This window comes from Pseudomonas putida group bacterium ESBL64 (assembly GCF_045277175.1).
Classification (GTDB): domain Bacteria; phylum Pseudomonadota; class Gammaproteobacteria; order Pseudomonadales; family Pseudomonadaceae; genus Aquipseudomonas; species Aquipseudomonas alloputida.
Genome location: NZ_CP145799.1, coordinates 5,058,958 through 5,083,790, shown reverse-complemented (window position 1 = coordinate 5,083,790; position 24,833 = coordinate 5,058,958). Strand labels below are relative to the sequence as shown.

Genomic DNA, 24,833 nt, shown 5'->3' with positions numbered 1-24,833 from the left:
GGGCCGCGCCAGGCTAGGCGCCACCCGCTGAAAAAGGACCACTATTCTACACCATCAACCGGCCACGGCGGCCCGCCGGGCGCGAAATGCCATGGCCAGCCACACCGCCGTTACACCGGCGAACTTCGAGGCCATCGCGGTGCCGATGACTGCCGGGGTCAAAGCGCCGATCATGCCGAAGAAAATGAAGGTATCCACCGGGATGCTCAGCGCCGAACTGAGCCACAGGCGGTCGCGCAGCGGCCGACGGGTGATGCTGAACACCAGCCAGTCGATCAGCTCGGAAATGAAGAACGCAGTGGCGCTGGCCAGGGCGATGGCCGGCTCCGAGGTGACATAGGACAACACCAGTGCCACCAGCATGGCGAACAGGGCGCCATGACCGAAACGGGTCTGCACCATGTCGCGCAGGATGAACACCAGGCCGCCCCAGGCGGACCAGATGATGTCCAGATGCGGGGCACTGGAGAAGGCGTAGTTGATCAGCACTACGCTGCTGATATAGGCAATCAGATAGAACATGGCGGGCTGTCTGTGGGCAAGCCGTACAGATTACCGCTGGGCCGTTCGCGGGTAAACCCGCCCCTACAGGGTTCGCGTCAGGCCTGCAAGATGAGGCCGGCTTCTACTGCCCGTTCATGGCAACGCTTGAGCACCGCCCGGCGCTCGTCGTTGTCCATCCGCCCCCAGCGGCCAATCTCGGCCACGGTACGCTGGCAGCCGGTGCAGATATCCTGCTCGTCCAGCGCGCAAATGCTCACGCACGGCGATGCCACCGGCCGCTCTGCTACATCACTCATCATCAACCACCAACGCTTGCGCATAACGCTGGGCATTATGCACGTAATGTGCAGCACTCGCTTCCAGCATGCGTTTCTGCTGCTCGGTCAGCTCGCGTACCACCTTGCCCGGCGAGCCCATCACCAGCGAACCGTCCGGGATTTCCTTGCCCTCGGCAATCAGTGCGTTGGCGCCGATGATGCAGTGCTTGCCGATGCGTGCGCCATTGAGGATCACTGCGTTGATACCGACCAGGCTGAAGTCGCCCACTGTACAGCCATGCAGCATGGCATTGTGGCCCACGGTCACGCCCTTGCCCAACGTCAATGGCGAGCCCATGTCAGTGTGCATCACCGTGCCATCCTGCACGTTGCTGCCTTCGCCAATGTCGATCAGCTCGTTATCACCGCGCAACACCGCGCCAAACCACACACTGGAATTGGCTTGCAGGCGCACGTTGCCAATGAGCGTGGCGTTGGGGGCGGCCCAACTGGTGGGGTGGCTCTCGACCCGCAGGTCGCCCAGGCGATATTTCATGCTTGTTCCTCAGGCTGCGACGCAGACGGCGGGGTAGGCCCCGCTCAATTTTCGATGTAACGCTCCGGGGGTTGATGCAGGCTGATACCGGCATCGAACAGCAGGTTGACCAGCTCGACGATCATGATCGCCGACAACCCCCAGATCTTGTATTCACCATAGCGGTAACTTGGCACATACCAGCTACGCCCCTGGTAATCGATACGGTGGGTATGGTCACGCGGGTCCTGGCGGAAGAATTCCAGCGGCACGGTGAATACTGCCGCGATCTCGGCATCATTGGCGCGATACTCGACGAAGTCCGGGATAAGCCCGACGAATGGCGTCACTTTCAGGCCATGTAGCGAAATCAGCGGGCTGAGCGGGCCAATCACCTCCACCAGGCCAGGGGGCAGGCCGATTTCTTCTTCAGCCTCGCGCAGGGCAGTAAAGACCAGGTCCGGGTCTTCCGGGTCGCGGCGGCCACCGGGAAAGGCGACTTCACCACCGTGGGTAGACAGGCCCTTGGCGCGCAGGGTCAAAACCAGTTCGGGCGCTTCGCTGCGGGTAATGGGCAAGAGGACCGCCGCTTCGGGGAACCGCCTGTCGGTTTCCAATGACGCGGGTTGGTGGTTGCTCATTCGGCGAAGTAGCTCGTCCAGCATTGCGCACGCTCGTATCCAGGTCCTGTGTTGCATCATGCACCAAAGCCGCGAAGCACCCAAGCCCCAGCGCTTGCGGCGGCACGGTGGCCGCGCCAAGATAGCCTTGAACATAAGGAACCACACATGAAATTCTGCAGCGCGTGCGGCCAGCCGGTCACTCAGCAGATCCCCGAGGGCGACAGCCGCCTGCGGTATGTCTGCGGCTCTTGCCAGACCATCCACTACCAGAACCCCAACATCGTGGCCGGCGTGCTACCGACCTGGGGCAGCCAGGTGTTGCTGTGTCGCCGCGCCATCGAACCGCGCCGGGGTTTCTGGACCCTGCCCGCCGGTTTCATGGAAAACGGCGAAACCCTCGACCAGGCCGCGCGTCGCGAAACCGTAGAGGAAGCCTGCGCCCGGGTCGGGCCAACGTCCCTGTACCAGCTGTTCGATCTGCCGCACATCAACCAGGTGCATGTGTTCTTCCGCGCCGAGTTGGCGGACCTGGACTTTGCCGTGGGTGTCGAAAGCCTGGAGGTGCGCCTGTTCGAAGAACATGAGATACCGTGGAACGCGCTGGCTTTCCGCACCGTCACTCGCACACTAGAATGCTACTATCGCGACCGCATCGGCCAGCACTACCCCATAGGCCATGAATACCTGCCGCCGATGAACGTTTCGCCACACACCTAAACGCCTTCAGGGATACTGTTACATGCGCTGGTTGCTTGCCCTCTTCTGCCTTTGCGTTACCTCGGTGTCCCAGGCGGCCTTCACCGAAACCATCATCCGCAAGCCCGCACCGGCAGCGCAAACCCCATCGCCTTCGCAGCAAGCCATGCAACCGTTGATCGACAAGGTACTGGTGATCAAGTCCGAGCGCCGCCTGCAGTTGATCAGCCGTGGCGAGCCGCTGAAAACCTACCGCATCTCGCTGGGCAAGCAGCCCAAGGGCGCCAAGGAACGCGAAGGCGACAAGAAAACCCCTGAGGGCTTGTACTGGCTGGACTGGCGCAAGCAGAGCGACCGCTTCAACCTGGCCATGCACATCAACTACCCGAACATCAGCGATGCCGCCCGCGCGACCCGGGCAGGGGTGAGTGCCGGCAGCATGATCATGATTCACGGCACGCCGATCAACGATGAATACCCGGAATGGTACTTCCATACCCTGGACTGGACGGATGGTTGCATTGCCATGCGCAACCGCGACATGCAGGAAGTGTGGGACTTGGTACGGGATGGAACGCTGATCGAGATCAGGCCTTGATATAGGGCCTTTCAGTACAGGTTGTAGGAACCTTCTCACCACTTTGCGAGAACTTGCCTGACAGTTGCTTAGGCAGGGTACTGCATCCAGGCGAGTGACTTAATTTTTAGCATCCACGCAGACGAGTACGAAAACCGTACATCATTTGCGGGGTGCTTCAATGCCGTGCCTGATTCACCGCATCGCCCATTGGCTGTCGGCCAGTTGCCTGTCAGGCGTGCTGTCCATTCCCCAGGTGCTGGCCGACGACCCTGCCAGCCAGCAGTTGCGCGATCAACAGCATGGGCTGCGGCAACTGGAGCAACAGCAGCGGCTGGAGCGCTGGCGGCGCATCTCCGCCCCGACTGAACCGACCAACAGCACTTCCCAGCGACCGCACGATGATCGCTGCTGGGCAGTCGATGGCGTGCGCGTGGCGGGTATGCACCGGCTTTCGAGCTCGGCACTGGCGCCCACCCTCCGTGCGCTCACGCCTGCCTGCATGGGCATCGCCGACATCAATCGGCTGCTCAAAGCCATCACCCAACGTTATGTACAAGCCGGCTACCCAACCAGCCGACCCTACCTGCGACAGCCCCCAGAACAAGGCATGCCGTTGGACATCGTCATTGTCGAAGGCTTTGTCGAAACCATCGAACTGGCAGGGCCCGACCTGCCCCTGTCCCTCTCCAGTGCCTTCCCAGGCCTGCTCGGGCAGCCACTGTACCTGCCCGACCTTGAGCAAGGCCTGGACCAGCTCAACCGCCTACGCGCCTATGAACTGGGCGCCACCTTGCTGCCCGGCGAACTGCAAGGCGGCACCCGCGTGGTCGTGCAGCCGGGCAAGGTTGCTTCACGCTGGCACCTGGACAGCCGCTTCGACAACCGGGGCAGCGAGCTGACCGGCCGCCACCGCGTCAACCTCGGCATTGGCCTGGACAGCCCGCTTGGCCTCAATGATGAGCTGCGCCTGTCGTGGACCCGCACGGTGCTCGATACGCCCGGCCAAAGCCAAGGGATATCTTTGTACTACAGCATCCCCTACGGCGCCTGGACCTTTGCCCTCAGCGCCAGCCAGCTAAGCTATCAAGCCCCACTCCCCTACAGCGACAAGGCTGCCGACGGCAGCAGCAGCTATCTGGGCCTGAGTGTCGAGCGGGTGTTGTGGCGCAACCAGCAAGGCATGCTCAGCGCCAGCGCCCGGCTGGACCGCAAGCAGCTGATCAACCGCAGCGCTGGCGCAGTTATCGTCCAGCAGAGCCCGACGCTGGCCACGGTAGAGGCCGGCCTCAACCTGCTGTGGCTCGAAAATGGCTTGTGGAACGGCTACTTCGGCGTTGCCCAAGGCATTGACGCATTGGGTGCCGACCCCGCGCCCCTGGGTGCTCAACGCCTGCGCCCGGACTTTCGCAAATACCGCGCCAACCTGCTGCACCTGCGTCAGGGCCCGGCACCCAGCCCTTGGCGCTGGCAGAGCGAGCTGGCCCTGCAGTACAGCCGCGACCTGTTGCCTGCCGTCGAACAACTGCTGGTCAGCGACGATTCGGCTGTCCGCGGCTTTCGTCTGCACACTTACTCCGGTGCCAGCAGCGCCGTCTGGCGCAATACGTTCAGCCAAGCGCTGCCACTGACCTGGGCCCACCCCTTCGAGATACGCCCCTACATCGGCCTGGACCAGGGCTGGGTTCGCACCGCCGAAGGCAAACCGTCACAGCGCCTGGCCGGGGCCGCCGCAGGGTTGGAACTGAGCCTGCCCGGCAGCCGCCTGCGCCTGGACTACCAACGCGCCTTGTACACCAGTGACCTGCCCCGCCCGCTGCTGGAGCCCGGCTTCTGGGTGCTGGACTGGACCCTGAACATCTGATTCACCCACAACAAAGAGAACGAGAAAATGCAAACACTCTCGCAGTTACCGCCTGTTCGCCCGGATACCTTGCGCTGGGCAATCTTCCTCGCCGTGCTCGGGCCCAGCGCCGCACTGGCTCAGACAGGACTGGAAGCAGCCAGCGGCCCCGGGGGGACCCCGGTCATCCACAATGGCCACGGGGTGCCGGTGATCGACATCGTGCCGCCCAACGCCAAGGGGCTGTCACACAACCAGTTCATCGACTACAACGTGGCCACCCCTGGCCTGGTGCTGAACAACGCCACCGCAGCCGGGCAGTCGCAACTGGCCGGTGCCCTGGCGGCCAACCCGCAGTTCCAGGGCCAGGCCGCCTCGACCATTCTTAACGAAGTGGTCAGCCGCAACGCCTCGCTGATCGAGGGGCCGCAGGAAATCTTCGGGCGCCCGGCCGACTACATACTGGCCAACCCCAATGGCATCACCCTCAATGGCGGCAGTTTCATCAACACCACCCGCGCAGGCTTCGTGGTGGGCACCCCGCAATTCGAGGAGCAACAGCTCAGGTATCTCGATACGCTCACGGCCAGTGGCACCCTGCAGGTACTGGAGCATGGCCAGGGCAATGCCGGTGGCGCACTCGAACTGATCGCACCACGCGTGGACAGCAAAGGCCTGCTCATGGCCAGCGAAACGCTCGACATCACCGTCGGTCGCAACCGTATCGACAGCCGCAGCGGCGAGGTGGTCGAACACCTGCCCAGCCCCTCGTCGAGCATTGATGCCAGCCTGTTCGGCGCCATGCGCGCCGGGCGTATCCGTGTGGTAAGTACCGCCGAAGGCGCGGGTGTGCGTGTGGGGGCCTCGCAGATTCTGGGCGCCGAGGGGGTCGACATCAGCTCGGCCGGGGGCCTGCATGTCAGTGGCAGTGCCGACCGCCCGACCGAGCTGCGCAGCGAGCGCGGCGTGCTGAAACTCACCGCTGCCGATGACCTGATGCTTGAAACGGTCGACGGCCAGGCCCCGCGAATCGAAGCAAGGGCGGGCAAGAAACTCACACTGGACGCCAAGACAATCGAGCACATCAAGCACGACAGTGACAGCTGGAACAAGAAGTTCTGGTTCGTCACCCGCGAAACCTACAACAGCAAAACCACCACCACCCACCAGCAGCAACAGGGCAGTCAATTGCTGGGCACTGACAGCGTGCTGTTGCAGTCCGGCGACGACATGCGCATGACCGCAGCGAAGGTGGACGCCGGTAGCGAGCTGACGGTCGACAGCGGTGCCGGCCTGGACATCCTCGCCGGCATCGACAGCAAACGCACCGAACAGCAGGTGCGTCATCGCAAGGATTTATGGCGCGGTGACAGCGATAGCGACCAGCTCAAGGAAACCGCAAAGGGCAGTACCCTGAGCGCCGGGCACATGTCGATAAAGGCAAGCGACAACCTCAACGTGCAGGGCAGCAGCCTGCACAGCCGCGGCGATCTGGCTATCCAGGCAAAACAGGCCGACATCGGTACCACCACCTTGCAGGAACACGGTACCCAACGCGATTACCGAGGCGACCTGGTATCCGGTACATTCTTTGGCGATCGAAAAGGTAACGACACCGAGGGCCAGGTCGTCGCGGGCAGCACCATAACCAGCGATGGCGAGCTCACAGTCAGAGCCGACCAGGTCGCCATCAAAGGCAGTACCGTGTTCGGTAAAAAGGACGCGGTGCTCTACAGCGAGAACGGTTCGCTGGCCATCGCGGCGGACCATGGCAGCACGACCTCCACCCAGCGCACCAGTGACAGTAAGCTGTTCGGCCTGATCGGCAGCACGCACGAAAGCACGGACCGCAAACAGCAGGTACTGGTCAGCGACGTCAGCTCGACCAGCAACCTGCGCCTGGCCAGCGCCGAAGAGATGCGCATCCAGGGCGCCAAGGTCGAAGCGGGCAAGCATCTTCAAGTCGAAGCCAAAGGCGACCTGCTGATTGGCAGTGCGCAATCGGTCGATGAACGCGAAACCCGCGACCAACAACGCGGTTTCACGGCCAGCGCCAGACAGACCCAGGAAGCCGAGGATGGCAAGCCCGAGTCTCGCCAATACGCGGCTGGCGTGGCGTATGAGGTCGTGACCACCACCAGCAAGCAGCGCGCGACCAGCCAGGTTGCCAGTGAGCTCAAGGGTGCCTCGGTGGGCATGAGCAGCAGCGCCCACCTGCAGGTCAACGGCAGCAAGGTCCAGGCCACTGCCGGCGACCTCGATGTGCAGGCGCGGGAAGTGACACTGGGGGCGACCCGCAACGACCGTGACGTAGTCACCAGCACCACCGAAAGTGGTGGCGGGCTGACGGTAACCGGTGGCATCGACCGCCTGGGCAGTTTGTTCGAAGGCCATCACAACCGCGAGGTGCAAGCCGAACGCGAAAGCAAGGTGCAGCGCAGCGAGTTGCAGGCCAGCGGCGATCTGAAATTGCGCAGTGATGCACTGCTCACCGAGGCCGTGCACGTCGAGGCCGGCAACACCCTGCAGGTGACCGCCGAACGCATCGACAACCGTGCAGTGCAGGATACCCATGAACATGAACAAAGCCGTGACGACTGGTCGGGTAGCCTGGGCGCCAGTATCGAATACCGCGACCTGACCCGCCCTATCGAACGCCTGGTGCTGGGTGAGGAAGCCGCGCGCTTCCAGCAAGCCTCGCCCGAAGACGCCATGGCACCGCCCAGCGTGGGTGCCGACATGACGGTTGAACACCTCAAGCGCCTGGAAAACCAGCGCCGTGGCATTGCTCAGGTCAGCGAGTTGTCCGCAGCAAAGGTCGAGGTCAAGGCTGACACACTGGCCGACCAGGGCACAGCCTGGCGGGCCAATGCCGGCTCGCTGAAAATCGAGGCGCAGCAGCACCAGGTGAGCGCCGCCGAAAATACCCAGGAAACCACCGTTCAACGCCTGGCCTATGGTGGCGACGCGCGCCTGGACACCAGCACCGGCGAGGACTTGAATGTACGCGCCGCCGGCAAAGGAGGGTCGCTGGATAAAAAGGATATCGCCAGCACCGCCGTGCCCGGCAGCCTTTACGGGCAACAGGGTATCCAGGTACAGCTGGGCAGCGATGGCCGCTACGAAGGGGCCCGCATCGATGGCGGTGAAGGCAGCGTGGTCATGCACAGTGCAGGGTCGTTGGCCCTACCCCAGGCGACCGACCAGGCCGAACAGCAGTCACGCCAGCTCGATGGCAATGCCTGGGCCAAAGTCGGCAACCGCCCGGGCAGCACCGGCGTCGATGGCCGGGGCTATCTGGACCATGGCCAGAAGCTGAGCACGCAGAGCAAGGCACAAGTGGCACAAATCGACGCCAAGGGCGAAGTTCAACTGACCAGCGCCGGCGACCTGTTGCTCGAAGGCACCCGCATTGGCAACCGCGAGGCCAAGGCCGGCGACATACGGGTGCAAAGCGGCGGCCAGTTGCAGGTCAAGGCGGCCAGCAACACCCAGCAGGCCACAGGCGCCAACCTGGGTGGCGGCATGGAGCTGGCGGCCAAGGCTGGCCAGACCCAGGGGGGAGCCATAGGCGGCCACTTCAGCCACGGCAAGCAGGACGAACATGCACGTCAGGCGGTCGATGCCCAGTTTGCCAGCAACGGCACACTGACCCTGACCAGCAGCGCCCGCGAGGACATCGCCCTGCACCTGCAAGGCCTGCAGGCCTCGGCCGAACAGATCACCCTCGACGCCTCGAATGGCGGCATGCTGGTTGAAGCCTCTTCCAGCCAGGAGCGACGCGACAACCTCGACATCTCGGCCGGCGCCGGTTTCAACATGGCCAAGGGCGCGTTGGACACCCGCGGCCTGCATGGCCGGCTCAAGGTAGAGCTCGACAAGCGCGACAACCTCACCTGGAATACCAGTGACCTGCGCGCCGAGCGCATCGACCTGCAAAGCCGCGGCGATACCCGTATCGAGAGTGCCACCCTGGATGCAAAGCATATTGGCGGCACAATCGACGGTGACCTGCGCATCGCCAGCCTCAAGGACAACGTCAACACCCTGAGCGTGAAGGGCGATGTCAGGCTGAGCCAGGAGAAAAACCCGCAGGGCTATGTCAACGCGGCCAAATCGGTGGCAGGGCCGCTGGGAGGCAAGGTCGAGAAAACGGCCGGTTCTGCCCTGAGCAAGGCAGACCCAGGGTTCTCGCCGACCGTCAGCCTCGACGTGTCGCATGCACAGCGCGACAACGTGACGCGTCAGACCACGCTTAAAAGCAGCGACGGCATCGACCTGCAGGTCGGTGGCAACGCTCATCTGGTAGGGGCACGCTTGCAGTCGGCCAAAGGCGACGTGAGGCTCGACGCCAACTCGGTCACCCAGGAAACGCTAAGCGGCAATGACTATCGCCGAGACCTGTCGCTCGATGCGTCCAACTCACCGGTGGATCTGGGCACGGCAATCGCCGAGATAGCCAAAAGCAAAATGGCGGCGGATGGGGAAAATGCGCTGGACCTGGGTGTGTTGAGAACCAGTGGGCATAGTCGCAGCGAGCAATGGGCTTCGAGCATGCAAGGGAAGAAGCACTAAGACGCAATCGCGGCCCTGGCAATTTGGGGGCATCAGAAATCTTGTGCCCTGCTGCTGATACCCAGGCACCGCGTGTCCCCCGCTTCCACAGCGAATACCACAGCCCCCTGGGCGTGTGATTGCTCTGTGGGAGCGGGCTTGCCCGCGAAGAGGCCGGTACAGGTCAAGCCAACCTGTGCAGCCCCCGCCACCGATCCAGCCCAAGCAACACCAGCCCTATCCCCCAGAAACCCGCCAGCACCCCAAGGGCGTTGAGCATCACCTGCCCATACCCCAGACTGGCCACATCGATGAACGGATAGGCATACACGCCAATCTCGCTCCCCCGCCACAACGCATAACCAAAGTAGACCGCCGGGTACACCGCCCACACCAGCAAATGCCATAGCCGCAACCTGCCCTTGGGCACCTCGCACCACCAGTACAGGGCATACAGCACCGGCATCACGTCGTGCAGCAACTCGTCCGCCAGCCATTGCCAACCCTGTGGTTGCCACAAATGACGCAGCAGCACGCTGTAGGCCAGCGCCACCAGCACGATACTGGCGGCCACTGCCGAGCTTACCGAGGGCGACAGGAAAAAGCGTTTGCCACGGCCTTCCCGGCCGAATGCGGCATAGCTGAGCACCGTCGCCACCAGGGTATTGGTCAGCACGGTGAAATAGCCAAACACATTGATCAGGCCGCCAATCAGGCTGGCCTGTTCCTGCCAACGCGCCAGCAGTACCAGGTTCACCTGCACGGCCAGGCCGAACCAGCCAAGCACAGCCATGCCGGTCAGCCAAGGGCGACGCGACATGTCAGGCCTGACGCTGCAGCTTCACGTACAGCTGCTCGACCTTTTCCCGCGCCCATGGCGTTTTGCGCAGAAAAGTCAGGCTCGACTTGATGGTCGGGTTGCTCTTGAAACAGCGCACGTCTATGCGCTCGGCCAGGCCCTGCCATTGGTAGTGCGCCACCAGCTCGGTGAGGATCTGTTCAAGGGTCTTGCCGTGCAGCGCGTTGTGTTGGGCCGTGCTCATGCTGTGCTCCGTAGGAAAGATGCGCACCTTACACGAGTGTAGTGGTGGGAGGGATCCGTCAAGTCGACAGAAAAATCGCTGGTCAGAGGCAAAACCTCTGTGATGGAATAGTTATGTTATGTTGTAACACTATAAAAGCCTCTGCCAAGGAACGCCCCATCCCCATGCTGTACACACCGCTTCGCCTCTCCCCCCTTGCCGTCGCACTCTGGCTGGCTGCATCCCCCAGCCAGGCCGTAGAACTTGAGCCACAGGTCATCACCGCCAACCCGCTGGGCAACCGCCAACTGGCGGCTCCCAGCACCGTGCTCGAAGGCGACAACCTGCTGCAACAGCAGCACGGCAGCCTCGGTGAAACCCTGAACAAGCAGCCCGGTGTCGCCTCTACCTGGTTCGGCCCTGGCGCCAGCCGACCGGTCATTCGCGGCCTGGACGGCGACCGCATCCGCATTCTGCGCAACGGCGTCGGCGCCCTGGATGCCTCGTCGCTGTCCTATGACCACGCCGTGCCCCTGGACCCGGTGACGGTCGACCGCGTCGAAATCGTCCGCGGCCCGGCCGCCTTGCTGTATGGCGGTAACGCCATCGGCGGCGTGGTCAACACCTTCGACAACCGCATCCCGGACTCGCCGATCGAGGGCATCCACGGTGCCGGTGAACTGCGTTACGGCGGCGCGGACACCACCCGCAGCAGCGCCGGCAAGCTGGAGGCCGGCGACGGCGCCTTCGCCCTGCACCTGGACGCCAACAGCCGCCAGTTCAACGACCTGCGCATCCCGGGCTACGCACGCAGCGCCAAGGTGCGCGATGCCGACGAGCCCGGCAGCAAACACCGCCTGGAAAACAGCGACGGTCGCCAGGACGGCGGCGCAATCGGTGGTGCCTACCACTGGGACCACGGCTACGCCGGCCTGTCGTACAGCCGCTACGACAGCAACTACGGCTCGGTGGCCGAGTCCGGCGTGCGCCTGGACATGAAACAGGATCACTACGCCTTCGCCTCCGAACTGCGCGACCTCGACGGCCCTTTCAGCTCGGTCAAGGTAGATGCCGGCTACACCGACTACGAACACAGCGAAATCGAGGAAGGCGAGGTCCATACCACCTTCAAGAACAAGGGCTACGAAGCCCGCATCGAAGCCCGTCACCAGCCGCTCGGGCCGATTGAAGGGGTGATCGGTGCCCAGGTCAGCCGCAACGAATTCTCCGCCCTGGGCGAGGAAGCCTTCGTCCCGCACACCGATACCGACAGCCTGGCGCTGTTCATGCTGGAGCAGTGGCAAGCCACCGAACGCCTGAACCTGAGCCTGGGCGCGCGCATGGAACACACCCGCGTAGACCCGGACGCCAAAGGCAACGAGAACTTCGTCGACGCCGACAGCGCCAGCAGCTTCAACGCCTTCAGCCTGTCATCGGGGGCCGTGTACCAACTCGACCCGGTCTGGTCGCTGGCCGCCAACCTCGGCTACACCGAGCGCGCCCCTACCTTTTACGAGCTGTACGCCAATGGCGCGCACGTAGCCACCGGCGCGTTTGAAGTCGGTGACGCCAGCCTGAACAAGGAAAAGGCGATTTCCGCCGACCTGGCGCTGCGCTTCGACAACGGCACCCACAAGGGCAGTGTTGGGGTGTTCTACAGCCACTTTCGCAACTACATCGGCCTGATCGGCACCGGCAACCTGCGTGAGGGCGGGCATGATCACGACCATGACGAGGATGACCACGACCACGATCATGACGACGGCTTCCCGGAATACCAGTACCAAGGCGTGCGGGCGCGCTTCTACGGCATCGAGGCCCAGGACCGCTGGCAACTGGTCGAGAACCGTTACGGCAGCTTTGCGCTGGAGTTGTCCGGTGACTACACCCGGGCCAAGAACCTGGACAGCGGCGAGCCACTGCCCCGCATCGCCCCGCTGCGCCTGAACAGCGGCCTGGTCTGGGAACTGGACCGCTGGCAGGCGCGAGTAGACGTGCAGCACGCTGCGTCGCAGCACCGCAAACCCGCCAACGAAACCGGCACCGATGGCTACACCACCTTGGGGGCCAGCGTTGGCTACCGCTTCGACATTGGCCAGAGCCAGTGGCTGGCGTTTGTACGCGGCGAAAACCTCACCGACCAGACCGTGCGCTACGCCAGTTCGATCCTGCGCGATATCGCACCGGCGCCGGGGCGCAGTGTGGAAGTCGGGTTGCGTACCACCTTCTGAACCACAAGCGACGAAGATCGGTGTAGGAACGGGTTCACCCGCGAAGACGATGGTAGGTCAACCGGCGCATTCGCGGGTGAACCCGCTCCTACACCGGCCTCGATTAATGACGACTGTTGCCCGTTCAACAACAATCCTCTGCGACAATTTGTCTTTTTTTCTTACAACTTCCCCTATATCCTCCCCGCCGCAAGCTGAAACGCTTCATCGAACAACCTTGTCGCCATATCCATTGAGGGGCTCGCCCTTCGATGCGCTTGCCGTTTTTTCAATAATCAAAAGATAGCGCTATCTCATGTTCCAACTGCCTAAAACCTGTTACATCGGCCTCGCCCTCAGTGCCTTGGCAACCCCCGCCAGCGCCAGCGAAATGTTCGCCAGCGACTCCCCGTGGATGCTCGGCGACTGGGGTGGAACCCGCAGCGAACTGCTGGAAAAGGGCTACGACTTTACCCTTGGCTACACCGGCGAGATGGGCAGCAACCTGCACGGCGGCTACGACCACGACCGCACAGCGCGCTATAGCGACCAGTTCACCTTTGGCAGCCACCTGGACCTGGACAAGATCCTCGGCTGGCACGACACCGAACTCCAGCTGACCGTCACCGAGCGTCACGGCGACAACATCAGCAACGACCGCATCAACGACCCGCGTGTCGGCGGCTTCACCTCCGCCCAGGAAGTCTGGGGCCGCGGCGAAACCTGGCGATTGACGCAGATGTGGATCAAGCAGAAGTACTTCGACGGTGCGCTGGATGTGAAATTCGGCCGCTTCGGTGAAGGCGAGGACTTCAACAGCTTCCCTTGCGACTTCCAGAACCTGGCCTTCTGCGGCTCGCAGGTGGGCAACTGGGTAGGTGGCATCTGGTACAACTGGCCAGTCAGCCAGTGGGCCCTGCGCGTGCGCTACAACCTTACCCCTGAGCTGTACGCACAGGTCGGCGTCTTCGAGCAGAACCCTTCCAACCTTGAATCTGGCAATGGTTTCAAGCTCAGCGGCAGCGGCACCCAAGGTGCGGTAATGCCGTTCGAACTGGTATGGACCCCACGTATCCAAGGCTTGAAAGGGGAATATCGTGCCGGCTACTACTACAGTAATGCCAAGGCACAAGATGTTCTCAAGGACAGCAACGGTCAGCCGGCCGCCATCAGCGGCGCCGCCTACCGCAGCAGCTCGAGCAAGCACGGCTTGTGGATTGGCGCCCAGCAGCAGGTCACCTCGCTGGCGTCCGACCAGTCACGCGGCTTGAGCGTGTTCACCAACGCCACGGTGCATGACAAGAAGACCAATGCCATCGACAACTATGTGCAGGCAGGACTGGTATTCAAAGGGCCCTTCGATGCCCGCGCCAAGGACGACATCGGTTTCGCCCTGGCCCGCGTGCACGTCAACCCTGCCTATCGCAAGAACGCCCGCCTGGCCAACCAGGCCGCCGGCCTCTACGACTACGACAACCCAGGCTTCCTGCCCGTGCAGGACACCGAGTACAGCGCCGAGCTGTACTACGGCATCCATTTGGCCGACTGGCTCACGGTACGCCCCAACCTGCAGTACATCCGCCACCCGGGCGGGGTGTCGCAGGTGGATGGCGCCCTGATCGGCGGCCTGAAGATCCAGAGCAGTTTCTAACCCCTTTTTTGACCTGACGGAGAACCTACGATGAGCACTGAAGGTGCGAACCAAGGAAGCCGCTGGCTACCGCGCCTGATTGGCGCGCTGCTGTTGCTGATGGGCCTGGCCCTGCTGGCCGGCGGTATCAAGCTGAGCCAGCTGGGCGGATCGCTGTACTACCTGATCGCCGGTATCGGCTTTGCCCTTTCGGGCATCCTGCTGCTGGCCCAACGCCAGATCGCCCTGGGCCTGTATGGCCTGGTGCTGCTGGGCAGCACCGTTTGGGCCCTGCTCGAAGTGGGCCTGGACTGGTGGCAACTGGTGCCCCGTCTGGCCATCTGGTTCGCCATCGGCGTGGTGCTGCTGCTTCCGTGGGCACGTCGCCCGCTGATCGGCCCGGCCAGCAAAGCCAATACTGCACTGCTCGGCCTGGCAGTGGTCGCTTCGGGCGCTTGCGCGCTGGGCAGCCAGTTCACCCATCCCGGTGAAGTGTTCGGCGAACTGGGCCGCGACAGCAGCGAAATGGCCAGTGCCGCACCGGCCATGCCCGACGGCGAATGGCAGGCTTACGGCCGTACCGAGCATGGCGACCGCTACTCGCCGCTGCACCAGATCACCCCGCAGAACGCCTACCGCCTGGAAGAGGCCTGGCGCATTCGCACCGGTGATCTGCCGACCGAAAACGACCCGGTGGAGCTGACCAACCAGAACACCCCGCTGAAGGTCAACGGCATGCTGTACGCCTGCACCGCGCACAGCCGCCTGCTGGCGCTGGACCCGGACACTGGCGCGGAAATCTGGCGCTACGACCCGCAGGTCAAGAGCCCGACCGGCACCTTCAAAGGCTTTGCCCACATGACGTGCCGTGGCGTCTCGTACTATGACGAAAATCGCTACGTCAGCCGCGACGGCAGCCCGGCGCCGAAAATTACCGACGCAGGCCAGGCGGTGGCCCAAGCCTGCCCGCGTCGTCTCTACCTGCCGACTGCAGATGCCCGCCTGATCGCCATCAACGCCGACAACGGCAAGGTCTGCGAAGGCTTCGCCAACCAGGGCGTGATCGACCTCACCACCGGCATCGGCCCGTTCACCGCCGGCGGCTATTACTCCACCTCGCCTGCTGCGATTACCCGTGACCTGGTGATCATCGGTGGCCACGTCACCGACAACGAGTCGACCAATGAGCCGTCCGGGGTGATCCGCGCCTACGACGTGCACGACGGCCACCTGGTGTGGAACTGGGACAGCAACAACCCGGACGACACCAAGCCATTGGCTGCCGGCAAAATGTATAGCCGCAACTCGGCCAACATGTGGTCAATCGCCAGCGTTGACGAAGACCTTGGCATGATCTACCTGCCGCTGGGCAACCAGACCCCGGACCAGTGGGGCGCCGACCGCACCCCAGGCGCCGAGAAGTACAGTGCCGGCGTGGTCGCCCTTGACCTGGCCACCGGCAAGGCACGCTGGAACTATCAGTTCACCCATCACGACCTGTGGGACATGGACGTCGGCAGCCAGCCGACCCTGGTACACCTGAAAACCGACGATGGCGTGAAACCGGCAATTATCGTACCGACCAAGCAAGGCAGCCTGTACGTGCTCGACCGCCGCGACGGTACGCCAATCGTGCCGATCCGCGAGATCCCCACCCCACAAGGCGCAGTGGAAGGCGACCACACCTCGCCAACCCAGGCCCGTTCCGACCTCAACCTGCTCGGCCCAGAGCTGACCGAACAGGCCATGTGGGGCGCCACGCCTTTCGACCAGATGCTGTGCCGCATCCAGTTCCGCGAACTGCGCTACGAAGGCCAGTACACCCCGCCATCCGAACAAGGTTCGTTGGTCTACCCCGGCAACGTAGGTGTATTCAACTGGGGCAGCGTGTCGGTCGACCCGGTGCGCCAGTTGCTGTTCACTTCGCCCAACTACATGGCGTTCGTGTCGAAGATGGTCCCGCGTGAGCAGGTTGCCGAAGGCAGCAAGCGCGAAAGCGAGACCAGCGGCGTGCAGCCGAACACCGGTGCACCGTATGCAGTGACCATGCACCCGTTCATGTCGCCGCTCGGCGTACCGTGCCAGGCACCCGCCTGGGGCTACGTCGCCGCCATCGACCTGTTCACCAACAAGGTGGTGTGGAAACACAAGAACGGCACCACCCGGGACAGCACTCCGGTGCCGATCGGCCTGCCGGTTGGCGTGCCAAGCATGGGTGGCTCGATCGTCACCGCCGGTGGCGTCGGTTTCCTCAGCGGCACGCTCGACCAGTACCTGCGCGCCTATGACGTGAACAACGGCAAGGAATTGTGGAAGGCACGCCTGCCAGCGGGTGGCCAGGCTACGCCGATGAGCTACACCGGCAAGGACGGCAAGCAGTACGTGCTGGTGACTGCCGGCGGCCATGGCTCGCTGGGCACCAAGATGGGCGATTACATCATCGCTTACAAATTAGCTGAGTAAGCGACACCGCTCCCGCAGGCTCAACCCTGTGGGAGCAACTGTCTTGCTCAATTTCTGAAAGCTGGCGCGATCCGTGTGGGAGCGGCCTTGCGTCGCGAAAGGGCTGCACAGCAGCCCCGGGGTTTCAGCGTCGATGCAAATAATGCCGGGGCCGCTTCGCGGCCCTTTCGCGACGCAAGGCCGCTCCCACAGGCCGGTGTTCAGCTTCAGCCCAGCGCAGTGTCGAGAAACATCATCACCGCAAACCCGCCCATCAACCCTGGGTAATGGAGCCGGGTGCAGCGCTGGGCATCAAGGTCGAGCCGGCGCTGGAAGCCCTGAAAGTCGCCGTACACATCTAAAGCCTGGCGCAGTCCTTGTGGAGCCTTGTGTCGCGATTGGCTCGCGCAGCGGCCCCAACGCTCTAGAATGCTGGATGGATGCTGGGGCTGCTGCGCAGCCCAATCGCGACACAAGGCCACTCCCATACCATTGAAACCCATCCCCTCCCGCCCCATCTAAGCACCATAGTCATTCACGCAGGTGCCCCATGAGCGACCAGCAGGATTTCCCGGAACACCCGGACGAACACAGCGAAGTCGAACACACCCTCCAGGCCGAAACCGGCCACGCCCTCGCCCTGCCCGGCCAGCAGCTGCCGGACAAGGTCTACGTCATCCCGATCCACAACCGCCCGTTCTTCCCGGCACAGGTACTGCCGGTCATCGTCAATGAAGAACCCTGGGCCGAAACGCTCGATCTGGTGGCCAAGTCACCGAACCACTGCCTGGCGCTGTTCTTCATGGACACCCCGCCAGAAGACCACCGCCACTTCGACACCTCGGCACTGCCGCAGTACGGCACGCTGGTCAAGGTGCACCATGCCAGCCGCGAAAACGGCAAATTGCAGTTTGTCGCCCAGGGCCTGTCCCGGGTGCGCATCCGCAACTGGCTCAAGCACCACCGCCCGCCCTACCTGGTCGAAGTCGAATATCCGCGCCAGCCCGCCGAGCCGACCGACGAGGTCAAAGCCTACGGTATGGCACTGATCAACGCGATCAAGGAGCTGCTGCCGCTCAACCCGCTGTACAGCGAAGAGCTGAAGAACTACCTCAACCGCTTCAGCCCCAACGACCCCTCGCCGCTCACCGACTTCGCCGCCGCGCTCACCTCGGCCACCGGCAACCAGTTGCAGGAAGTGCTCGACTGCGTGCCCATGCTCAAACGCATGGAAAAGGTACTGCCAATGCTGCGCAAAGAGGTGGAAGTCGCACGCTTGCAGAACGAAATTTCGGCCGAGGTCAACCGGCAGATCGGCGAGCACCAGCGCGAGTTCTTCCTCAAGGAACAACTCAAGGTCATCCAGCAGGAGCTGGGGCTGACCAAGGACGACCGCAGCGCCGACCTCGAACAGTTCGAACAGCGCCTGGAAGGCAAGACCCTGCCGCCCCAGGCACGCAAGCGCATCGATGAAGAGATGGGCAAACTGGCCATCCTGGAAACCGGCTCGCCCGAATACGCCGTCACCCGCAACTATCTGGAATGGGCCACCGCCCTGCCGTGGGGCGTGTACGGCAAAGACAAGCTCGACCTCAAACATGCGCGCAAAGTCCTCGACCAGTACCACGCTGGCCTCGACGACATCAAGGAGCGCATCCTCGAGTTCCTCGCCGTGGGCGCCTGGAAAGGCGAGATCAGCGGCTCGATCGTGCTGTTGGTGGGCCCGCCCGGTGTGGGCAAGACCAGCATCGGCAAGTCCATCGCCGAATCGCTCGGCCGGCCATTCTATCGCTTCAGCGTCGGCGGCATGCGTGACGAAGCCGAGATCAAGGGCCACCGCCGCACCTACATCGGTGCCCAGCCCGGCAAGCTGGTGCAGGCCCTGAAAGACGTCGAAGTGATGAACCCGGTGATCATGCTCGACGAAATCGACAAGATGGGCCAGAGCTATCAGGGTGACCCGGCATCAGCGTTGCTGGAAACCCTCGACCCCGAGCAAAACGTCGACTTCCTCGACCACTACCTCGACCTGCGCCTGGACTTGTCCAAGGTGCTGTTCGTGTGCACTGCCAACACCCTCGATTCGATACCCGGGCCGTTGCTCGACCGCATGGAAGTGATCCGCCTGTCCGGCTATATCACCGAAGAAAAAATGACCATCGCCAAGCGCCACCTGTGGCCCAAGCAGCTGGAAAAGGCCGGCGTTTCCAAGACCAGCCTCAGCATCAGCGACAGCGCCCTGCGCCTGGTGATCGACGGTTATGCCCGCGAGGCCGGTGTGCGCCAGCTGGAGAAGCAACTGGGCAAACTGGTGCGCAAGGCTGTGGTCAAGCTGCTGGAAAACCCCGAAGCCAAACTTAAGATCGGCACCAAAGACCTGGAGACCGCACTCGGCATACCGGTGTTCCGCAGCGAGCAGGTACTGGCTGGCAAAGGCGTTATCACCGGCCTGGCCTGGACCAGCATGGGCGGCGCCACGCTGCCGATCGAGGCGACCCGCATCCACACCCACAACCGCGGCTTCAAGCTGACGGGCAAACTGGGTGACGTGATGAAGGAGTCTGCCGAAATTGCCTACAGCTACATCAGCTCCAACCTCAAGCAATTTGGCGGGGATCCAGGTTTCTTCAACGAAGCGTTCATCCACCTGCACGTACCCGAAGGCGCCACGCCCAAAGACGGCCCCAGTGCCGGCATCACAATGGCCAGCGCGTTGCTTTCACTGGCCCGCGACCAGCCTGCCAAAAAGGGTGTCGCCATGACGGGCGAGCTGACCCTCACCGGTCAGGTACTGCCGATTGGCGGCGTGCGCGAGAAGGTGATTGCGGCGCGGCGGCAGAAGATTTTCGAACTGATCCTGCCGGAGCCCAACCGCGGCGACTTCGAAGAACTGCCGGACTACCTGCGCGAAGGCCTGACAGTGCATTTCGCCAAGCGCTTTGCCGACGTGGCGAAAGTGCTGTTCTAGCCTGTTCCGGCCTCTTCGCGGGCAAGCCCGCGCCTGCACGGGTACGCTATCCCTGCAGGCGCGGGCTTACTCGCGAAAGGGCCGGCACAGGCAACACAAATGTCCTCGATCATCGGTTATCCTCAGGCCATCGCCAGCCTTCGGAGCCACCATGACCTCTCCTCGTCTGCTCGTTCCCCTGAGCTTCGCCCTGCTTTCTGCCTGCGCTCAAACACCCTCGCAGCCTGTTGACCTGGACGCCGAAAGCGAATGCCCAAAGCGCCTGCAGGTCGGTCAGGTCCTCACGCTTACCCTGCCCAGCAACCCCACCACCGGCTACCGCTGGCTGTTACAGAACCCGGCGCCCAACGTATTGCAAAGCCTTGGCCCCGAGGTTTACAGCGCGCCTGAAGACACCGGTATCGTCGGCAGCTCGGGCATGTCGACCTGGCGCTTCCAGGCCCGCGCTGCCGGCGAAGGGAACCTGGTATTGGTCTACCAGCAACCCTGGGCCCCGGAAGTGCGCCCGGTGCAGACCTTCGATTGCGCCATTCGGGTCAATTGAACGCACAGCGCTGGTCAGCCAACCATGCATCCCGGCTGCGGTTTGGCTAGAATGCGCCCCCTGCCTATCACCAGCCGCCTGGATTCGCCGTGAGCAAACAACCCGACCGCCTTTTCTCCCAACCCCTGGAGCAGGTGCCCGACTTCGTCTTCAACGAAGACGTCGTACGTGTGTTCCCGGACATGATCAAGCGCTCGGTGCCCGGTTACCCAACCATTGTCGAGAACCTCGGGGTTCTGGCCGCCCGGTTCGCCCAGCCAGGCACCGCACTGTACGATCTGGGCGCATCGCTGGGCGCCGTTACCCAGTCGCTGCGTCGCCATGTGCGCAGCGACGGCTGCAGGGTAATCGCGGTGGATAACTCCGCTGCCATGGTCGAGCGCTGCCGGCAGTACCTCACTGCACAAGATTCGATGTTCCAGGAGTTGCTGCCGGTGCACGTGCTGGAGGCCGATATCCTTGCCCTGCCCTTCGAGCCGGCCTCGGTAGTGGCGATGAACTTCACCCTGCAGTTCATTGCCCCTGACCAGCGCCTTGAACTGCTCGGGCGAATCCGCCAGGCGCTGCTGCCCGGCGGCGCGCTGATTCTGTCGGAGAAGCTGCGCTTCGCCGATGAGCAAGCGCAGGACCTGCTCAATGAACTGCACCTGGATTTCAAACGGGCCAATGGCTACAGCGAACTGGAGATCGCCCAGAAGCGCAGTGCCATCGAAAACGTGATGAAGCCCGATACACTCGAAACCCACCAGGAACGCCTGCGCGCAGCCGGCTTCTCGAAAGTGGTGCCTTGGTTCCAATGCCTTAACTTCGCCTCGTTGATAGCCCTGCCATGATCGATCTGTCTCCCCTCGTCCGCCGCCTGGCGGGCACGCCCCTGGCTTCCTGGTCGCAAGGCCTGCAAGCGCAACTGGACGCCAAGCTGGAAAAGGGTCACGGTGACCTCGACCGCTGGCGCGGGGCGCTGGAAGCCCTGCCCGCCCTGCAACCCAGTGAAGTCGACCTGGTCAACGGGTTGCGTCTGGATTGCGACTGCGACGACGCCACCCGCGCGCAGATGCGCCAGGCACTGATGGGCCTGTCGCCCTGGCGCAAGGGGCCATTCGACCTGTTTGGCGTGCACGTTGACACCGAATGGCGTTCGGACTGGAAGTGGTCGCGGGTCGGCCCGCACCTGGACCTCAAAGGCAAGCGCGTACTCGACGTGGGCTGTGGCAATGGCTACTACCAATGGCGCATGCTCGGCGCCGGCGCCGACATGGTGGTTGGGGTCGACCCCAACTGGCTGTTCTTCTGCCAGTTCCAGGCCGTGCAGCAATACCTGCCGGAGTTACCGGCCTGGCACCTGCCGTTCGCCCTGGAAGACCTGCCCGCCAACCTTGAAGGTTTCGATACCGTGTTTTCCATGGGCGTGTTCTATCACCGCCGCTCGCCCATCGAGCACCTGTTGGCGCTCAAGGACTGCCTGGTCAAAGGTGGCGAGCTGGTGCTGGAAACGCTGGTTATCGAGGGCGACGAAAACCAGGTGCTGGTGCCTGAGGACCGCTACGCGCAGATGCGCAACGTCTGGTACCTGCCGTCGGTACCGGCGTTGGCCCGCTGGTTGCGCCGTGCCGGCTTCAGCGATGTGCGCTGCGTCGACGTGAGCGTGACCAGCGTCGAGGAGCAGCGCAGCACCGATTGGATGCGCTACCAGTCGCTGAGCGACTTCCTCGACCCGAACGACCACAGCAAGACCGTCGAAGGCCTGCCTGCCCCACGCCGCGCCACCCTGCTGGCGCGCAAATAAAAAAGGCGCCCGCAGGGGCGCCTGAATACACCTGCGGCGAGGAGCCGTCGCGGCGCAGGTGTCGTTACCTCAATCCTTGGCCACCTCACGCGCCTTCTCTTGCGCCTTGCGCTCGCGCTCGGCAACAGCCTGTTGCTTGTCGCCATGCAGACGCTGCTGGTCTTCGCGGAAGGCTTGCCAGAACTGCTTCGAGCGCTCCGCACCGCCCTCGGCATAAACACTGGCGCTGCCCAGGGCAAGGGTGGCCAACAGCAGGTATTTGGTCAGGTTCATCGTGTTTGCCTCGTAATAACCGATCAGACACGGCCATCCTAGCGAGGGCTGGCTAACGGCAAGGTGAGGCGGGGATTACAGTCCTGCAATGTGGCCTTGTGTGGACTGTTCGAACCTCTTCGCGGTTAAACCCGTTCCTACAGGCGCGGGTTTACCCGCGAAGAGGCCCGAACAGACAGCCAGATAACAGCAGAATTACAAATCCGTTATCTGCACCGCAGGCCTTTTTTCATGCCGTAACATTGGAGCGCTTGACCCTGATGTCACTACAGGGTCAAGAATCGCCCCCCTTTCAATACACCGAGCCCCCCATGCGCCTACTGATCATCGAGGACGAGCTGCGTACCGCCGACTACCTGCAACAGGGCCTTCGCGAGAACGGTTACGTGGTCGACTGCGCCCACACAGGCACCGACGGCCTGCACCTGGCACGCCAACAGGCCTATGACCTGGTCATCCTCGACGTCAACCTGCCCGAAATCGATGGCTGGACCGTGCTGCAGCGGCTACGTGCCGAATCGGCCACGCGTATCATGATGCTGACCGCCCACGGTCGCTTGGCCGACCGGGTAAAAGGCCTGGACCTGGGCGCGGATGACTACCTGCTCAAGCCCTTTGAGTTCCCTGAGCTACTGGCGCGCATCCGCAGCCTGCTACGCCGCAACGACCAGCAACTGCAGCCCAGCACCCTGCGCGTCGCTGACCTGGAACTGGACCCCGGCCGCCACCGCGCCTACCGCGCCGGGCAGCGCATCGACCTGACCGCCAAGGAGTTCGCCCTGCTGCACCTGCTAATGCGCCAGACTGGCGAAGTGTTGTCGCGCACGCAGATCATCTCGCTGGTGTGGGACATGAACTTCGACTGCGACACCAACGTGGTCGAGGTCTCGATCCGGCGCCTGCGGGCGAAGATCGACGACCCGTTCGACAACAAGCTGATCCATACCCTGCGTGGTGTGGGCTACGTACTTGAGGCTCGCCTTTGAAAAATGCCAGCCTGTCGTTACGCCTGGGCCTGAGCGTGACATTGATGGGCGCCGCACTGGTGCTGCTGCTGGCCTGCCTGGCCGTGTTTGCCCTGGATCACGAACTGGACAGCCGCGCGCGCAAGGATTTGGCGCGCAAGATGCTTCAGGTCGAGCACAACCTGCGTGTCGACCTGCGCAGCGAGGACCTGGGCAGCCGCGCCCATCCACTGCTGGACCTGGTGATGGGGCATGACAACCTAAGCCTCAGTGTGCTGGCTCTCGACGGCCGCCACCCCCACCTGCTCAGCCTCGGCCCGGCCCTGGAATCGCGGGTCGGTGAACTGCACACCGATGCGCGCCTGACCTTTCACGCCTGGCGTGACAGCGGCGGTAACCAGATCCTCACCGTTACCCGGCTGATGCGCCTGCGCGACAACACCCCTGTCAAGGTGATGATGTCGCTCAACCGCGCCGACGACAACGCCCTGCTGCAAGCCTACCTGCACTCGACGTTGCTCGCCTTGCCACTGCTACTGATTTTGATTGGTGCGGGGGCATGGTGGCTGATGCAGCGCGGCCTGAAACCATTGCGGCACTTCCGGCGCATTGCCGGGCAGGTGTCGGCCCAGGACCTGCAGCATCGCCTGCCCGCTACCGCCCTGCCGCAGGAACTGGCAGACCTGGCCGGCAGTATCAACGTGATGCTCGATCGACTCGACCAAGGTGTCAGGCAGCTGTCGCAGTTCTCTGACGACCTGGCCCATGAACTGCGCACACCGTTGAGCAACCTCATGGGCAAGGCGCAGGTGACACTGGCCCGTGAGCGGGACAACGCCAACTATCGGGAAGTGCTTGAAGACAGCATCGAAGAGCTGACCCGGCTCAACCGCATCATCAACGACATGCTGTTTCTTGCCCAGGTCAGCCAGCCGCATACGCAGGTTGCGTTGAAACCCTTGGCGCTGTCCGACGAGGCAGCGCGGGTTGTCGAGCTGTTTGCCTACAGTGCCGAGCTGAAAGAAATTGAGCTACGTGTTCAGGGCTGGGGGACAGCGCTGGGAGACCGGCTGATGTTTCAGCGGGCACTGTCGAACCTGTTGAGCAACGCCATACGGCACAGTCCCGAGAGTAAACCCGTGGCTCTGCGCATCGAACGCTCGGGCAGCGAAGTCAGGCTATCCGTGGAGAACCAGGGGCCGGGTGTGCCTGCAGAGCACCAGTCGCGCTTGTTCGAGCGGTTTTACCGGGTAGGTTCGGGGCGTTCGCGGCTGGAGGGCGGGACCGGGTTGGGGTTGGCGATCGTGAAGTCGATCATGCAGTTGCATGGCGGGCGGGTCGAGGTCAGCAGCTGCCCCCTGGGGCCTACCCGGTTTACCCTGGTGTTTCCTGCCGAGTGATCGG

General features: G+C 63.2%; 21 protein-coding genes. 13 read left to right on the top strand and 8 right to left on the bottom strand.

Features of this window, described 5'->3' with window-relative positions; translation table 11 throughout:
• Nucleotides 1-54: 54 nt before the first annotated feature.
• The 4 genes from V6093_RS23050 to V6093_RS23035 all read right to left on the bottom strand — a co-directional run bounded on the left by V6093_RS23050 (nucleotide 55) and on the right by V6093_RS23035 (nucleotide 1,961).
• On the bottom strand, nucleotides 55-522 hold the full coding sequence (locus tag V6093_RS23050; protein ID WP_014592198.1) for a VUT family protein: 468 nt from the start codon (nucleotides 520-522) through the stop codon (nucleotides 55-57).
• Nucleotides 523-599: 77 nt separating this feature from the next.
• Entirely contained in the window at nucleotides 600-803 is a 204-nt protein-coding gene (locus V6093_RS23045) for a DUF1289 domain-containing protein (protein ID WP_012053591.1), read from the bottom strand.
• Nucleotides 793-1,317: a gamma carbonic anhydrase family protein gene (locus V6093_RS23040; RefSeq protein WP_047604465.1), complete on the bottom strand. Its 525-nt coding sequence runs from the start codon at nucleotides 1,315-1,317 to the stop codon at nucleotides 793-795. Before V6093_RS23040 ends, V6093_RS23045 begins: the two co-directional genes overlap by 11 nt.
• A 44-nt stretch (nucleotides 1,318-1,361) precedes the next feature.
• Nucleotides 1,362-1,961 (bottom strand): CoA pyrophosphatase, encoded by a 600-nt coding sequence (locus tag V6093_RS23035; RefSeq protein WP_003252125.1) that lies wholly within the window; start codon nucleotides 1,959-1,961, stop codon nucleotides 1,362-1,364.
• Nucleotides 1,962-2,084: 123 nt separating this feature from the next.
• Here V6093_RS23035 and V6093_RS23030 point away from each other — a divergent pair, with 123 nt between their 5' ends.
• From V6093_RS23030 to V6093_RS23015, 4 genes are all read left to right on the top strand, one after another.
• The gene (locus tag V6093_RS23030) at nucleotides 2,085-2,636 is read left to right on the top strand and encodes an NUDIX hydrolase (protein ID WP_012053593.1); all 552 of its coding nucleotides are present in this window, start codon (nucleotides 2,085-2,087) and stop codon (nucleotides 2,634-2,636) included.
• 22 nt (nucleotides 2,637-2,658) lie between these two features.
• Nucleotides 2,659-3,213: a murein L,D-transpeptidase family protein gene (locus V6093_RS23025; RefSeq protein WP_003252119.1), complete on the top strand. Its 555-nt coding sequence runs from the start codon at nucleotides 2,659-2,661 to the stop codon at nucleotides 3,211-3,213.
• 160 nt (nucleotides 3,214-3,373) lie between these two features.
• Complete coding sequence (locus V6093_RS23020; RefSeq protein WP_265979911.1) at nucleotides 3,374-5,056, top strand: ShlB/FhaC/HecB family hemolysin secretion/activation protein; 1,683 nt, start codon at nucleotides 3,374-3,376, stop codon at nucleotides 5,054-5,056.
• A 27-nt stretch (nucleotides 5,057-5,083) separates the two neighbouring features.
• Nucleotides 5,084-9,610, top strand: a complete 4,527-nt coding sequence (locus tag V6093_RS23015) for a hemagglutinin repeat-containing protein (RefSeq protein ID WP_265979909.1) — start codon at nucleotides 5,084-5,086, stop codon at nucleotides 9,608-9,610.
• A gap of 163 nt (nucleotides 9,611-9,773) precedes the next feature.
• On the opposite strand, the gene V6093_RS23010 is transcribed toward V6093_RS23015, so the two are convergent.
• A complete protein-coding gene (locus V6093_RS23010; RefSeq protein ID WP_004575440.1) occupies nucleotides 9,774-10,409 on the bottom strand; it encodes a Pr6Pr family membrane protein in 636 nt (211 codons plus the stop codon).
• A gap of 1 nt (nucleotide 10,410) precedes the next feature.
• On the bottom strand, nucleotides 10,411-10,632 hold the full coding sequence (locus V6093_RS23005; RefSeq protein ID WP_003252112.1) for a VF530 family DNA-binding protein: 222 nt from the start codon (nucleotides 10,630-10,632) through the stop codon (nucleotides 10,411-10,413).
• 164 nt (nucleotides 10,633-10,796) lie between these two features.
• Here V6093_RS23005 and V6093_RS23000 point away from each other — a divergent pair, with 164 nt between their 5' ends.
• From V6093_RS23000 to V6093_RS22990, 3 genes are all read left to right on the top strand, one after another.
• Nucleotides 10,797-12,842, top strand: a complete 2,046-nt coding sequence (locus V6093_RS23000) for a TonB-dependent receptor (RefSeq protein ID WP_265979907.1) — start codon at nucleotides 10,797-10,799, stop codon at nucleotides 12,840-12,842.
• Between the two features lie 295 nt (nucleotides 12,843-13,137).
• Entirely contained in the window at nucleotides 13,138-14,472 is a 1,335-nt protein-coding gene (locus V6093_RS22995; protein ID WP_003252108.1) for a carbohydrate porin, read from the top strand.
• A 30-nt stretch (nucleotides 14,473-14,502) separates the two neighbouring features.
• The gene (locus V6093_RS22990) at nucleotides 14,503-16,914 is read left to right on the top strand and encodes a glucose/quinate/shikimate family membrane-bound PQQ-dependent dehydrogenase (RefSeq protein ID WP_019752450.1); all 2,412 of its coding nucleotides are present in this window, start codon (nucleotides 14,503-14,505) and stop codon (nucleotides 16,912-16,914) included.
• Nucleotides 16,915-17,120: 206 nt separating this feature from the next.
• Here V6093_RS22990 and V6093_RS22985 read toward each other — a convergent pair whose 3' ends face one another.
• The gene (locus V6093_RS22985; protein WP_256873224.1) at nucleotides 17,121-17,249 is read right to left on the bottom strand and encodes a hypothetical protein; all 129 of its coding nucleotides are present in this window, start codon (nucleotides 17,247-17,249) and stop codon (nucleotides 17,121-17,123) included.
• A 194-nt stretch (nucleotides 17,250-17,443) separates the two neighbouring features.
• Between V6093_RS22985 and lon the strand changes: the two genes are divergently transcribed.
• The 4 genes from lon to cmoB all read left to right on the top strand — a co-directional run bounded on the left by lon (nucleotide 17,444) and on the right by cmoB (nucleotide 22,191).
• Entirely contained in the window at nucleotides 17,444-19,861 is a 2,418-nt protein-coding gene (lon, locus tag V6093_RS22980) for an endopeptidase La (RefSeq protein ID WP_406669629.1), read from the top strand.
• Between the two features lie 151 nt (nucleotides 19,862-20,012).
• A complete protein-coding gene (locus V6093_RS22975; RefSeq protein WP_047604460.1) occupies nucleotides 20,013-20,405 on the top strand; it encodes a protease inhibitor I42 family protein in 393 nt (130 codons plus the stop codon).
• 89 nt (nucleotides 20,406-20,494) lie between these two features.
• Nucleotides 20,495-21,238, top strand: coding sequence for a carboxy-S-adenosyl-L-methionine synthase CmoA (gene cmoA, locus V6093_RS22970; RefSeq protein ID WP_004575434.1), 744 nt, complete (start codon nucleotides 20,495-20,497; stop codon nucleotides 21,236-21,238).
• A complete protein-coding gene (gene cmoB, locus V6093_RS22965) occupies nucleotides 21,235-22,191 on the top strand; it encodes a tRNA 5-methoxyuridine(34)/uridine 5-oxyacetic acid(34) synthase CmoB (RefSeq protein WP_004575433.1) in 957 nt (318 codons plus the stop codon). Before cmoA ends, cmoB begins: the two co-directional genes overlap by 4 nt.
• Before the next feature lie 69 nt (nucleotides 22,192-22,260).
• Here the strand turns inward: cmoB and V6093_RS22960 are convergent, their stop codons facing one another.
• Nucleotides 22,261-22,464 (bottom strand): hypothetical protein, encoded by a 204-nt coding sequence (locus V6093_RS22960; RefSeq protein ID WP_003252072.1) that lies wholly within the window; start codon nucleotides 22,462-22,464, stop codon nucleotides 22,261-22,263.
• 311 nt (nucleotides 22,465-22,775) lie between these two features.
• On the opposite strand from V6093_RS22960, the gene V6093_RS22955 reads away from it, so the two are divergent.
• Complete coding sequence (locus V6093_RS22955; RefSeq protein WP_003252070.1) at nucleotides 22,776-23,450, top strand: heavy metal response regulator transcription factor; 675 nt, start codon at nucleotides 22,776-22,778, stop codon at nucleotides 23,448-23,450.
• On the top strand, nucleotides 23,447-24,829 hold the full coding sequence (locus V6093_RS22950; protein ID WP_047604459.1) for a heavy metal sensor histidine kinase: 1,383 nt from the start codon (nucleotides 23,447-23,449) through the stop codon (nucleotides 24,827-24,829). Before V6093_RS22955 ends, V6093_RS22950 begins: the two co-directional genes overlap by 4 nt.
• The last annotated feature ends 4 nt before the right edge of the window (nucleotides 24,830-24,833 follow it).

Bases quoted from the DNA above. Each gene is read 5' to 3' on its own strand.
- V6093_RS23050 (WP_014592198.1), bottom strand. From the start codon at position 522: ATGTTCTATCTGATTGCCTATATCAGCAGCGTAGTGCTGATCAACTAC.
- V6093_RS23045 (WP_012053591.1), bottom strand. From the start codon at position 803: ATGATGAGTGATGTAGCAGAGCGGCCGGTGGCATCGCCGTGCGTGAGC.
- V6093_RS23040 (WP_047604465.1), bottom strand. From the start codon at position 1,317: ATGAAATATCGCCTGGGCGACCTGCGGGTCGAGAGCCACCCCACCAGT.
- V6093_RS23035 (WP_003252125.1), bottom strand. From the start codon at position 1,961: ATGCTGGACGAGCTACTTCGCCGAATGAGCAACCACCAACCCGCGTCA.
- V6093_RS23030 (WP_012053593.1), top strand. From the start codon at position 2,085: ATGAAATTCTGCAGCGCGTGCGGCCAGCCGGTCACTCAGCAGATCCCC.
- V6093_RS23025 (WP_003252119.1), top strand. From the start codon at position 2,659: ATGCGCTGGTTGCTTGCCCTCTTCTGCCTTTGCGTTACCTCGGTGTCC.
- V6093_RS23020 (WP_265979911.1), top strand. From the start codon at position 3,374: ATGCCGTGCCTGATTCACCGCATCGCCCATTGGCTGTCGGCCAGTTGC.
- V6093_RS23015 (WP_265979909.1), top strand. From the start codon at position 5,084: ATGCAAACACTCTCGCAGTTACCGCCTGTTCGCCCGGATACCTTGCGC.
- V6093_RS23010 (WP_004575440.1), bottom strand. From the start codon at position 10,409: ATGTCGCGTCGCCCTTGGCTGACCGGCATGGCTGTGCTTGGCTGGTTC.
- V6093_RS23005 (WP_003252112.1), bottom strand. From the start codon at position 10,632: ATGAGCACGGCCCAACACAACGCGCTGCACGGCAAGACCCTTGAACAG.
- V6093_RS23000 (WP_265979907.1), top strand. From the start codon at position 10,797: ATGCTGTACACACCGCTTCGCCTCTCCCCCCTTGCCGTCGCACTCTGG.
- V6093_RS22995 (WP_003252108.1), top strand. From the start codon at position 13,138: ATGTTCCAACTGCCTAAAACCTGTTACATCGGCCTCGCCCTCAGTGCC.
- V6093_RS22990 (WP_019752450.1), top strand. From the start codon at position 14,503: ATGAGCACTGAAGGTGCGAACCAAGGAAGCCGCTGGCTACCGCGCCTG.
- lon (WP_406669629.1), top strand. From the start codon at position 17,444: ATGAGCGACCAGCAGGATTTCCCGGAACACCCGGACGAACACAGCGAA.
- V6093_RS22975 (WP_047604460.1), top strand. From the start codon at position 20,013: ATGACCTCTCCTCGTCTGCTCGTTCCCCTGAGCTTCGCCCTGCTTTCT.
- cmoB (WP_004575433.1), top strand. From the start codon at position 21,235: ATGATCGATCTGTCTCCCCTCGTCCGCCGCCTGGCGGGCACGCCCCTG.
- V6093_RS22960 (WP_003252072.1), bottom strand. From the start codon at position 22,464: ATGAACCTGACCAAATACCTGCTGTTGGCCACCCTTGCCCTGGGCAGC.
- V6093_RS22955 (WP_003252070.1), top strand. From the start codon at position 22,776: ATGCGCCTACTGATCATCGAGGACGAGCTGCGTACCGCCGACTACCTG.